We start from the raw sequence: 12,386 nt of genomic DNA, 5'->3' as shown, positions 1-12,386 counted from the left end.
ATTCCTATCACTAAATACCAATGCGCCAGATACAAAAAAGGCACCCGAAGGTGCCTTTTTCTTATCTCTTAGAGACAACTCATAGAGCTTACTCTTCTGAAGAGAAACCAGCATTTAGAAGTGCTGCTAGATTGTCAGTAGCTTGTTCAGCTGAAGGACCGTCTTGCTCTTCTTCACGCTTAGCTTGACGCTCTTGGTGGTATGCGAAACCAGTACCAGCTGGGATCAGACGACCAACAATTACGTTCTCTTTCAGACCGCGAAGGTCATCACGCTTACCAGAAACCGCAGCTTCTGTTAGTACGCGAGTCGTTTCTTGGAACGATGCCGCTGAGATAAATGACTCAGTTGCAAGAGATGCTTTAGTAATACCTAGTAGATCACGTTCGAAACGTACTAGTTCTTTACCTTCAGCTTCTAGCTTACGGTTAGCAATCTTAACATTGTGATACTCAACTTGTTCGCCAGGTAGGAACTGAGAGTCACCAGAATGAGTGATTGTACACTTACGTAGCATTTGACGAACGATAGTTTCAATGTGCTTATCGTTAATCTTAACGCCTTGTAAGCGGTAAACTTCTTGAACTTCGTTCGCGATGTACTGAGTCACAGCGTGGATACCACGTAGACGCAGAATATCGTGTGGAGTTTCAGGACCGTCGGCGATTACATCACCACGTTCAATCTTCTCACCTTCGAACACGTTCAATTGACGATGCTTAGGAATCATCTCTTCGTAAGCTTCACCGCCTTCACGAGTGATTACTAGACGACGTTTACCTTTCGTTTCTTTACCGAAAGACACAGTACCTGTGTGCTCAGCAAGAATCGCAGGCTCTTTAGGCTTACGAGCTTCGAATAGGTCTGCTACGCGTGGTAGACCACCGGTGATATCTTTGTTTCCGCTCGATTTTTGAGGGATACGAGATAGTGTGTCACCAATGCCAACTTCAGCGCCATCTTCAATGTTTACAATCGCTTTACCAGGCAAGAAGTAGTGAGCTGGCATATCAGTACCAGGGATCATTACATCGTTACCTTGCTCGTCAACAAGTTTGATTGCTGGACGCATATCTTTACCTGCTGCTGGACGAGCTGCTGTGTCTGTCACTTCACTTGAAGAAAGACCAGTCAGATCATCTGTTTGACGAGAAACGGTTACGCCATCGATCATATCAACGAACTGGATGCGACCTGCCACTTCAGTGATGATTGGCATGGTGTGAGCTTCCCAGTTAGCGACAACTTCGCCAGCTTCCACTGCGTCGTTATCTGCTTTGCTCAGAATCGAACCGTAAGGAAGTTTATGCTTCTCTTTAGTACGACCGAACTCATCAATAATCGTCATCTCAGATGCACGAGAAGTAATGACTAGCTTCTTATCTTTGTTAATTACGAACTTAGCGTTGTGAAGCTTCACAGTACCCGTAGTCTTAGCTTGGATACTGTTCTCTGCTGCTGCAGTAGATGCTGCACCACCGATGTGGAACGTACGCATCGTTAGCTGTGTACCCGGCTCACCGATAGATTGTGCAGCGATAACACCAACTGCTTCACCTTGGTTCACTAGGTGACCACGTGCTAAGTCACGACCGTAACACTGCGCACAACAACCGAAGTCTGCATCACAGGTAACAACAGAGCGCACTTTCATGCTATCTACTGAGTTGTCTTCCATGATTTGACACCACTTCTCATCAATCAGAGTATTACGTGGAATCAGTACATCTTCAGTACCAGGCTTAAGAACGTCTTCAGCAACTACACGACCTAGGGCAAGCTCAGAAAGTGCAACTTTAACGTCACCACCTTCGATGTGAGGCATCATGTCGATACCTTCTTGCGTACCACAGTCATGTTCGTGTACTACAACGTCTTGAGCAACGTCTACTAGACGACGAGTTAGGTAACCCGAGTTTGCTGTTTTCAGTGCAGTATCCGCAAGACCCTTACGAGCACCGTGCGTTGAGATAAAGTACTGAAGGACGTTTAGACCTTCTTTAAAGTTCGCAGTGATCGGCGTTTCGATGATTGAACCATCTGGACGCGCCATCAGACCACGCATACCCGCTAGCTGACGAATCTGAGCTGCAGAACCACGTGCGCCCGAGTCGGCCATCATGTAGATGCTGTTGAACGATTCTTGCTGTTCTTCTTCACCGTCACGGTTGATAACGGTTTCAGAAGATAGGTTATCCATCATTGCTTTCGCAACGCGGTCATTCGTAGATGCCCAGATATCGATAACTTTGTTGTAACGTTCACCCGCAGTAACAAGACCAGATTGGAATTGCTCTTGGATTTCACGAACTTCTTCTTCAGCAGATTCAATTTCGTCGTATTTCGCTTGAGGTACAACCATATCGTCGATACCGACAGAAACACCAGAAAGTGCCGCGTATGCAAAACCTGCGTACATGATTTGGTCAGCGAATACAACTGTGTCTTTAAGACCAAGCTTACGGTACGCTTCGTTAAGAAGGGTAGAAATTTGCTTCTTACCTAACTTTTGGTTAACGATGCTGTACGGTAGGCCAGCTGGAACGATTTGCCATAGCATTGCACGGCCGACAGTTGTATCAACCATCTTCGTTTCAGTAGTGCTGTTACCATCTTCGTCTACTACGGTCTCAGTGATACGAACTTTAACGCGAGCGTGTAGCTCTGCACTCTTAGTACGGTATGCCTTCTCAGCCTCTTCAGGGCCAGCAAGGTACATACCTTCGCCTTTCACATTGATCTTTTCACGAGTCATGTAGTAAAGACCCAATACAACGTCCTGAGAAGGTACGATGATCGGATCACCTGACGCTGGCGACAGAATGTTATTCGTCGACATCATCAGTGTACGTGCTTCAAGCTGTGCTTCTAAAGTTAGAGGCACGTGTACCGCCATTTGGTCACCATCGAAGTCGGCGTTGTATGCCGCACACACAAGTGGGTGAAGCTGAATCGCTTTACCTTCGATTAGTACTGGTTCAAACGCTTGGATACCTAGACGGTGAAGTGTAGGTGCACGGTTAAGCAGTACTGGGTGTTCACGGATAACTTCATCTAGGATATCCCAAACGATAGCTTCTTCACGCTCTACCATCTTCTTAGCTGCTTTGATAGTCGTAGCCATGCCACGAGTTTCTAGCTTGCTGTAGATGAACGGCTTAAATAGCTCTAGCGCCATCTTCTTAGGAAGACCACACTGATGTAGACGAAGGTATGGACCTACTGTGATTACAGAACGGCCAGAGTAGTCTACACGTTTACCTAGAAGGTTTTGACGGAAACGACCTTGTTTACCCTTGATCATATCAGCAAGAGATTTCAGAGGGCGCTTGTTCGAACCTGTAATTGCACGACCACGACGACCGTTATCTAGAAGGGCATCAACAGACTCTTGCAACATACGCTTTTCGTTACGTACGATGATGTCTGGAGCCGCTAGCTCTAGAAGGCGCTTCAAACGGTTGTTACGGTTGATCACACGACGATAAAGGTCGTTCAGATCTGAAGTCGCAAAACGACCGCCATCTAGAGGTACTAGAGGACGTAGATCTGGCGGAAGTACCGGAAGAACAGTTAGGATCATCCATTGCGGATCGTTACCCGATGCAATAAACGCTTCCACTAGCTTCAAACGCTTAGTAACTTTCTTACGCTTAGTTTCTGAGTTAGTTGTTTCTAACTCTTCACGCATTTCTTCCACTTCTTGATGAAGGTCCATTGTTGAAAGCAGATCTTTGATCGCTTCAGCACCCATCTTAGCAGTGAATTCGTCACCCCATTCTTCTAGGCGATCCAGATACTCTTCTTCAGTAAGCATCTGAGATTTTTCTAGATCAGTCATACCTGGTTCAGTTACTACGTACATTTCGAAATAAAGAACACGCTCGATATCACGTAGAGGGATATCCATTAACAAACCGATACGAGACGGTAGTGATTTAAGGAACCAGATGTGAGCCACTGGTGAAGCTAGCTCGATGTGGCCCATTCGGTCACGACGAACTTTAGTTTGTGTAACTTCAACGCCACACTTCTCACAGATAACACCACGGTGCTTCAGGCGCTTGTATTTGCCACAAAGACATTCATAGTCTTTAACTGGACCAAAAATACGTGCACAGAACAGACCATCACGTTCAGGTTTGAACGTACGATAGTTAATTGTTTCCGGCTTTTTAACTTCACCAAAAGACCATGAACGAATCATGTCTGGTGAAGATAGACCGATTTTGATTGCATCAAATTCTTCGGTCTTATGCTGTGCTTTTAGAAAGTTTAATAAGTCTTTCACATTCAGCTCCTGTAAGGAGTTAAAGGAGCTCACTGCTGTAGCAAGCTCCCTTTTACCAAATAATCCTATCTTCTTTTAAAAAGAGGAGGGATTACTCTTCGTCTTCTAGCTCGATGTTGATACCTAGCGAGCGAATCTCTTTCAACAGTACGTTGAACGACTCAGGCATACCAGGTTCCATGCTATGGTTACCGTCTACGATGTTCTTATACATCTTAGTACGGCCGTTAACGTCATCTGACTTAACTGTTAGCATTTCTTGTAGAGTATATGCAGCACCGTATGCTTCTAGTGCCCATACTTCCATCTCACCGAAACGCTGACCACCGAACTGAGCTTTACCACCAAGTGGTTGCTGAGTTACTAGGCTGTAAGAACCCGTCGAACGAGCATGCATCTTGTCATCAACCAAGTGGTTTAGTTTCAGCATGTACATGTAACCAACAGTTACAGGACGCTCAAACGAATCACCAGTACGACCATCAAACAGTTTAAGCTGACCAGATTCTGGCAGATCACCCAGTTTAAGTAGTTCTTTGATTAGAGGCTCAGAAGCACCGTCGAACACAGGAGTAGCAATCGGTAGACCGCCACGTAGGTTCTTAATCAGTGTACGAACTTGATCATCAGACAGTTCTGCAATATCAACTTTCTGACGAGTATCACCAAGATCATAAACCTTCTGTAGGAACTCACGGAACTTATGCAGTTCTTGCTGTTCCTTAACCATTTGGTTGATCTTGTCACCGATACCTTTCGCAGCCAAACCTAAGTGTACTTCTAGGATCTGACCGATGTTCATACGCGATGGTACACCCAGTGGGTTAAGTACGATGTCTACAGGCTGACCTTTCTCATCGTATGGCATGTCTTCAACAGGGTTAATCTTAGAGATTACACCTTTGTTACCGTGACGACCGGCCATCTTATCACCAGGCTGGATACGACGTTTAACCGCTAGGTAAACTTTAACAATCTTAAGAACGCCAGGCGCTAGATCATCACCTTGAGTGATTTTACGACGCTTAGTTTCAAACTTCTTATCGAAGTCAGCTTTTAGCTCATCCCACTGCTCAGCAAGTTGCTCAAGCTGTGTTTGTAGCGCGTCATCTTCTAGAACTTGCTCTAACCATTGCTTACGACCGATAGTATCAAGCTTAGCTTCAGAGTAACCACCAGACAGAAGTACAGCTTTAACACGGTTAAGAAGGCCACCCTCAAGAATTTGGAACTCTTCAGTTAGGTCTTTCTTAGCTTCTTTAAGCTGCATCTGTTCGATCTCAAGTGCACGCTTGTCTTTCTCTACGCCATCGCGAGTGAAGACTTGTACATCGATGATAGTACCTGAAACAGAGTTTGGTACACGTAGCGAAGTATCTTTAACATCAGATGCTTTCTCACCAAAGATCGCACGTAGTAGCTTCTCTTCAGGAGTCAGTTGAGTTTCACCTTTAGGGGTTACTTTACCAACTAGGATGTCGCCACCCTTAACTTCAGCACCAATGTAAACGATACCTGACTCGTCTAGTTTAGACAGAGCAGACTCACCTACGTTTGGAATATCAGCTGTGATCTCTTCAGAGCCCAGCTTAGTATCACGAGCCACACAAGATAGTTCTTGAATGTGGATTGTCGTGAAACGGTCTTCTTGAACTACGCGCTCAGATACTAAGATCGAGTCTTCGAAGTTGTAACCGTTCCAAGGCATGAACGCGATACGCATGTTTTGGCCAAGAGCTAGTTCACCAAGGTCAGTTGAAGGACCATCAGCAAGAACATCACCGCGTGCAACTGGTTCACCAGGAAGTACAGTTGGACGTTGGTTAATACATGTGTTTTGGTTCGAACGCGTGTACTTAGTTAGGTTGTAGATATCGATACCAGCTTCGCCAGGTACCAATTCATCTTCGTTAACCTTAACTACGATACGAGAAGCGTCTACAGACTGAACTTGACCACCACGCTTAGCAACCGCTGTAACACCAGAGTCAACGGCGATGTTACGTTCAATACCAGTACCGACTAGAGGCTTATCAGCCTTAAGTGTTGGTACTGCTTGACGTTGCATGTTCGCACCCATCAATGCACGGTTCGCATCATCGTGTTCTAGGAACGGGATAAGCGAAGCAGCGATAGATACTACTTGGTTTGTCGCAACGTCCATGTAGTCAACGTGATCACGAGGGTGAAGACCTGATTCACCTTTTTGACGAGCTGTGATTAGCTCATCTGCAAACGTACCTTCTTCTGTAAGAACAGTGTTTGCCTGCGCGATTACGAATTGACCTTCCTGGATTGCAGACAGGTAATCAACTTCTTCTGTTACTACACCATCCACAACACGACGGTACGGAGTTTCTAGGAAACCGTAATCGTTACAACGTGCAAACGCAGATAGCGAGTTAATTAGACCGATGTTTGGACCTTCAGGCGTTTCGATCGGACATAGACGACCGTAGTGAGTTACGTGAACGTCACGTACTTCGAAGCCTGCGCGCTCACGAGTAAGACCACCGGGACCTAAAGCAGAGATACGACGCTTGTGCGTAACTTCTGACAATGGGTTGTTTTGGTCCATGAACTGTGAAAGCTGTGAAGAGCCAAAGAATTCTTTCACTGCAGCAGAGATAGGCTTAGCGTTGATAAGGTCTTGAGGCATGATTGCGTCAAGGTCACCAAGGCTTAGGCGCTCTTTTACGGCACGTTCTACACGAACTAGACCAACACGGAATTGGTTTTCTGCCATTTCACCAACAGAACGGATACGACGGTTGCCAAGGTGGTCGATGTCGTCCACTTCACCAATACCGTTACGGATACCAATCAGTTTCTTCATCACTTCGATGATGTCTGATTCATCCAGAGTACCGCGCTCTTCTTCTTCTTCACGCTCGATAGAGCTGTTGAACTTCATACGGCCTACAGTTGATAGGTCGTAACGATCTTCAGAGAAGAATAGGCTTTCGAACAATGATTCTGCAGCTTCTTTCGTTGGTGGCTCGCCAGGACGCATCATGCGGTAGATTTCTACCAATGCAGAGATGCGATCTACTGTGCTATCGGCACGTAGAGTGTCCGACATGAATGGACCGTGATCTAGGTCATTCGTGAACAGAGTTTGTAGAGCCTTGTGGCCTGCTTGAGACAGGTTAGCAAGTGCTTCTAGGCTAATATCTTGGTTCGCGCCAACGATGATCTCGCCAGTTGCTTCATTGATGTAATCTTTAGATGCAACTTTACCAACGATGTACTCTACTGGTACTTCGATGTGCTCAACGCCATCTTTTTCAAGTTGACGGATATGGCGAGCAGTAACACGACGACCAGTCTCAACGTAAGTTTTGCCGTTTGCTTCGATGTCGAATGACGCAGTTTCACCACGTAGACGATCAGGAACCAACTCCATAAGAAGAGTTTGGTCTTTAACTTCGAAGTTCACTTTGTCGAAGAACAGATCAAGGATCTCTTCAGTCGATTTACCAAGTGCACGAAGAATAATCGATGCTGGTAGTTTACGACGACGGTCGATACGTACGAATAAGTTATCCTTAGGATCGAACTCAAAGTCTAACCATGAGCCACGGTAAGGAATTACACGTGCGTTATAAAGAACTTTACCTGATGAGTGAGTCTTACCCTTATCACTGTCGAAGAACACGCCTGGGCTTCGGTGCAGCTGGGATACGATAACCCTCTCGGTACCATTAATTACGAAAGTACCATTGTCTGTCATAAGCGGAATTTCGCCCATGTAGACTTCTTGTTCTTTAATGTCTTTTACAGTACCTGCTGGTGCGTCTCGATCAAAGATAACTAAACGTAGTTTTACGCGTAGTGGCTTTGAGTAAGTAACACCGCGGATTTGACATTCTTTAACGTCAAAAACTGGCTCACCAAGACGGTAGCTAACGTATTGCAGCTCAGAATTGCCGTTGTAGCTCTGAATTGGAAATACAGAACGGAAAGCAGCTTCAAGACCGTATTGACCTTCAGGATCCTGTTCGATGAATTTGTCGAAAGAATCAAGCTGGATCGATAGTAGGTATGGAATGTCCAAAACTTGTGGACGAGTACCAAAATCCTTACGGATGCGCTTTTTCTCGGTATAAGAGTAAACCATGGGGTTCCTCAGCTCGCTGATAAGTGACCCAAACCACCCAAAACACTCTTCAGAGGGGGTGGTGACAAACAGCTGTTTACTGTAGTGAACAATCATTTCGAAAAAATGACTGTTTTTTTGCTCGGATTATGACGGTTAAACAGCGGAAATTTCGTCATAGCCCTACAGCGCAAAAAGGCCGGTGGTTAATTAACCACCAGCCATTAGCCTTTCGGCTATGAAATTAAGTAGTAATTACTTAACTTCAACAGAAGCGCCAGCTTCTTCTAGCTGTGCTTTAAGAGCTTCAGCTTCAGCTTTGTCAACGCCTTCTTTAAGCGCTGCAGGAGCTGAGTCTACAAGACCTTTAGCTTCTTTAAGACCTAGGCCAGTTGCGCCACGTACAGCTTTGATAACTTGTACTTTGTTAGCGCCAGCACCTGTTAGGATAACGTCGAATTCAGTTTGCTCAGCAGCAGCTTCGCCGCCAGCAGCGCCGCCAGCTACAACAGCAGCTGCTGCAGTAACGCCGAATTTCTCTTCCATAGCTTCGATAAGCTCAACAACTTGCATTACAGACATTTCTGCAACTGCGTCTAGGATTTGCTCGTTAGTAATAGACATAACAATTCTCTTTTAAGTCAACAATAAGTTTAAATAGCAACCAGTGAAAAGCAAGGCTTATGCCGCAGCTTCTTCTTTTTGGTCGCGAACAGCAGCGATAGTACGAACCAGCTTGCCAGCAGAAGCTTCTTTCATGCACATCATTAGGCGTGCAATTGCTTCGTCGTAAGTTGGTAGTGTCGCTAGTACTTCAGCATCAGTAACTGCGCCTTCAAATGCAGCAGCTTTGATCTCGAAATCTTTATTCTCTTTAGCGAAGTCTTTGAAAAGACGCGCTGCAGCACCTGGGTGCTCATTAGAGAATGCGATCAGAGTAGGACCAGTGAAAGTGTCTACTAGACACTCGTAGTCTGTACCCTGAACCGCACGGCGTGCTAGTGTGTTACGAACAACTTTCATGTAAACACCCGCTTCGCGAGCTTGTTTACGTAGAGAAGTCATTGCGCCAACTTCAACGCCACGAGAATCAGCTACAACTGCAGAAAGTGCACCACTGGCAGCTTCGTTGACTTCAGCAACAATTGCTTTTTTGTCTTGAAGATTTAAAGCCATTTGGATTAACCTCTGGTTGTGATTACAGCACCCAATACAAAATGTATTGAGCGTTTACGATGTTATTTAAAAATGAATAAATTCATTTCAAACCACAACATCGCCTACGTAGGTTTTATTAAGCCATCAACAATCTAATGAAAATCGATAGCGCCTACGGTCTTGGGATAGATAATTTCAAATTGCTTTAAAACCACCCAACCACAAATATTAGGCGCAGAAGTATACACTAAATCTGCGCCTAAGCAAATTAGTTTGCTTGAGTATCAAGACTAGCTTGATCAACAGCAACACCAGCACCCATCGTAGTCGAGATGCTTACTTTCTTCAGGTAAGAACCTTTAGCTGAAGAAGGCTTAGCTTTCTTAAGAGCAACTAGAAGTGCTTCTAGGTTCTCTTGAAGCTGGTTAGCTTCGAAAGATGCTTTACCGATAGTAGTGTGGATGATGCCGTTCTTGTCGTTACGGTAACGAACCTGACCAGCTTTAGCGTTCTTAACCGCTTCAGCAACGTTAGGAGTTACAGTACCAACTTTAGGGTTTGGCATAAGGCCGCGTGGACCTAGGATTGTACCTAGTTGACCAACAACACGCATTGCATCTGGAGAAGCAACAACTACGTCGAAGTTCATTTCGCCTTTTTTCACTTGCTCAGCAAGATCTTCCATACCAACGATATCTGCGCCAGCAGCTTTAGCAGCTTCTGCGTTTGCACCTTGAGTGAAAACAGCAACGCGGATGTCACGGCCAGTACCGTGAGGTAACACAGTTGCGCCACGAACGTTTTGGTCAGATTTACGAGCATCGATGCCTAGGTTAACAGCAACGTCTACAGACTCAACGAACTTAGCAGTTGCTAGTTCTTTAAGAAGAGCAACAGCTTCGTTGATCTCGTATTCTTTAGTTGAATCAACTTTGTCGCGGATTACGCGCATACGCTTAGTAAGTTTTGCCATGATCTTATCCCTCTACCACTAGGCCCATTGAACGAGCAGTACCAGCAATAGAACGCTTCATTGCTTCGATGTCAGCACCAGTCATATCAGCAGCTTTAGTTTCTGCGATTTCTTGGATTTGAGCGTCAGTTACAGTGCCCACTTTTTCAGTGTTTGGACGACCAGAACCAGACTTAACGCCAGCAGCTTTCTTAAGAAGAACAGCAGCAGGTGGAGTCTTAGTTACGAACGTGAAAGAACGGTCGTTGTAAACAGTAATAACTACTGGAGTAGGTAGACCTTTCTCAACAGATTCTGTTTTTGCGTTGAACGCTTTACAGAATTCCATGATGTTCACGCCGTGTTGACCTAGAGCAGGACCAACCGGTGGACTTGGGTTTGCCATACCAGCTGCAACTTGCAGTTTGATATAAGCTTCAACTTTCTTAGCCATGATATTTCCTAATATTTGGGTACATGCGCCAGCCGTCAAGCAAGCTCCCCATAATTTCAATTAACTCTTTCCCGCTTCCATAGAAGCAAAAAGGCGCGAAATTATAATCATAATTCGCGCCTTTAACAACCCTAAAAAGGTGATTTTTTATACTCTTTGATTTTGAACAGCTTATAAACTATTTATCCACAACTTGCTCAAAAGGTAAGAGTATTAATCCAGTTTTTCGACTTGACCAAATTCAAGCTCAACCGGTGTTGCACGACCAAAGATCGATACAGATACCTTAATACGGCTTTTCTCGTAATCTACTTCTTCAACAGTACCGTTAAAATCAGCAAATGGACCATCGTTCACACGAACCACTTCACCCGCTTCGAACATTGTCTTAGGACGTGGAGACTCGCTCGCTTTCTCTAGACGGTTCAAAATAGCATCAGCTTCTTTATCAGTGATTGGTGCAGGACGATCAGAGGTACCACCAATGAAGCCCATAACACGCGGAATGCTGCGTACTAAGTGCCATGATTCATCATTCATGATCATTTGAACTAAGACGTAGCCAGGGAAGAATTTACGTTCACTTTTACGGCGTTGACCTGCACGCATTTCCACTACTTCTTCAGTAGGTACTAAAACGTCACCAAAGAATTCTTCCATGTTGTGCATTTTAATATGCTCGCGTAGCGACTGAGCAACACGACCTTCAAAGCCAGAAAAGGCTTGAACTACATACCAACGTTTTTTTGGAGCTTCACTCATGAATCAGAACCCTCTACACCCCAGTTGCTAGAGAAACTAGACGGACCATAATGCCGTCAATTCCCCAAAGCACTAGAGACATAACAATACATACAGCTAAAACGATCAATGCAGTTTGCATAGTTTCTTGGCGAGTAGGCCAAACAACTTTACGAATCTCCATTCGAGATTCTTTTGCAAAATCGATCGCAGCTTTACCTTTAGTTGTTGTTGCTGCAACGCCTAGTGCGGCAGCAATCAGCACAACTACACCTGCAGCGCGAATCACAACAGACAATTCACCATACAGGTAATTACCCACAACAGCAGCAGCCAACAGAACAAAAGCGACAATCCACTTCATTGTATCTGCTGCACTTGAGCTATCAGGAGTTTCAGCGTTTGCTTTCATAAAACCAACCTGTGACAAGCCTTAAATATAGACGACAATAACCCCGCTGTTGCAGGGCACATTCCTTTGCGTTGCAAAACAACACATCTAACAGTCATTTTAGCCAAAAAGACCGTTTAATTCCTTGCTAAGAGTCGAAATTGATGCCAAATCGCTCAACTCTTTTTTTAGCGCAGAAAAAGGGCATCAAATGATGCCCTTTTTACTAGTGGTTCGTCAAATCTTATGCAAAGATTTTAGCTACAACACCAGCACCAACAGTACGGCCACCTTCGCGGA

8 protein-coding genes are annotated in these 12,386 nt (G+C 45.0%); all 8 read right to left on the bottom strand.

All coding sequences use genetic code 11. The annotated features are described in order from the left end of the window. Positions 1-88: 88 nt before the first annotated feature. The 8 genes from rpoC to secE all read right to left on the bottom strand — a co-directional run bounded on the left by rpoC (position 89) and on the right by secE (position 12,107). A complete protein-coding gene (gene rpoC, locus WR49_RS18630; RefSeq protein WP_046225005.1) occupies positions 89-4,291 on the bottom strand; it encodes a DNA-directed RNA polymerase subunit beta' in 4,203 nt (1,400 codons plus the stop codon). A 91-nt stretch (positions 4,292-4,382) separates the two neighbouring features. Further along, the gene (gene rpoB, locus WR49_RS18625; protein WP_046225004.1) at positions 4,383-8,411 is read right to left on the bottom strand and encodes a DNA-directed RNA polymerase subunit beta; all 4,029 of its coding nucleotides are present in this window, start codon (positions 8,409-8,411) and stop codon (positions 4,383-4,385) included. Between the two features lie 234 nt (positions 8,412-8,645). Beyond that, complete coding sequence (rplL, locus tag WR49_RS18620; RefSeq protein WP_017055916.1) at positions 8,646-9,014, bottom strand: 50S ribosomal protein L7/L12; 369 nt, start codon at positions 9,012-9,014, stop codon at positions 8,646-8,648. Positions 9,015-9,071: 57 nt separating this feature from the next. Further along, on the bottom strand, positions 9,072-9,566 hold the full coding sequence (gene rplJ / locus WR49_RS18615; protein ID WP_010435550.1) for a 50S ribosomal protein L10: 495 nt from the start codon (positions 9,564-9,566) through the stop codon (positions 9,072-9,074). Between the two features lie 250 nt (positions 9,567-9,816). Beyond that, complete coding sequence (gene rplA / locus WR49_RS18610; protein ID WP_017055917.1) at positions 9,817-10,521, bottom strand: 50S ribosomal protein L1; 705 nt, start codon at positions 10,519-10,521, stop codon at positions 9,817-9,819. Positions 10,522-10,525: 4 nt separating this feature from the next. Further along, positions 10,526-10,954 (bottom strand): 50S ribosomal protein L11, encoded by a 429-nt coding sequence (rplK, locus tag WR49_RS18605; RefSeq protein ID WP_026084318.1) that lies wholly within the window; start codon positions 10,952-10,954, stop codon positions 10,526-10,528. Between the two features lie 213 nt (positions 10,955-11,167). Beyond that, on the bottom strand, positions 11,168-11,716 hold the full coding sequence (nusG, locus tag WR49_RS18600; protein ID WP_017055919.1) for a transcription termination/antitermination protein NusG: 549 nt from the start codon (positions 11,714-11,716) through the stop codon (positions 11,168-11,170). A gap of 13 nt (positions 11,717-11,729) precedes the next feature. After that, on the bottom strand, positions 11,730-12,107 hold the full coding sequence (gene secE / locus WR49_RS18595) for a preprotein translocase subunit SecE (RefSeq protein WP_017055920.1): 378 nt from the start codon (positions 12,105-12,107) through the stop codon (positions 11,730-11,732). Positions 12,108-12,386: the final 279 nt, after the last annotated feature.

Source organism: Vibrio sp. ECSMB14106, from assembly GCF_000972265.1.
In the GTDB taxonomy this organism is placed as follows: Bacteria; Pseudomonadota; Gammaproteobacteria; order Enterobacterales; family Vibrionaceae; genus Vibrio; species Vibrio kanaloae.
This window is presented reverse-complemented; position numbering and strand designations above follow the sequence as displayed.

Excerpts from the sequence above, each read along its gene's own strand:
- secE (WP_017055920.1), bottom strand. The coding sequence starts at position 12,107 with ATGAAAGCAAACGCTGAAACTCCTGATAGCTCAAGTGCAGCAGATACA.
- rplL (WP_017055916.1), bottom strand. The coding sequence starts at position 9,014 with ATGTCTATTACTAACGAGCAAATCCTAGACGCAGTTGCAGAAATGTCT.
- rplA (WP_017055917.1), bottom strand. The coding sequence starts at position 10,521 with ATGGCAAAACTTACTAAGCGTATGCGCGTAATCCGCGACAAAGTTGAT.
- rplJ (WP_010435550.1), bottom strand. The coding sequence starts at position 9,566 with ATGGCTTTAAATCTTCAAGACAAAAAAGCAATTGTTGCTGAAGTCAAC.
- nusG (WP_017055919.1), bottom strand. The coding sequence starts at position 11,716 with ATGAGTGAAGCTCCAAAAAAACGTTGGTATGTAGTTCAAGCCTTTTCT.
- rplK (WP_026084318.1), bottom strand. The coding sequence starts at position 10,954 with ATGGCTAAGAAAGTTGAAGCTTATATCAAACTGCAAGTTGCAGCTGGT.
- rpoB (WP_046225004.1), bottom strand. The coding sequence starts at position 8,411 with ATGGTTTACTCTTATACCGAGAAAAAGCGCATCCGTAAGGATTTTGGT.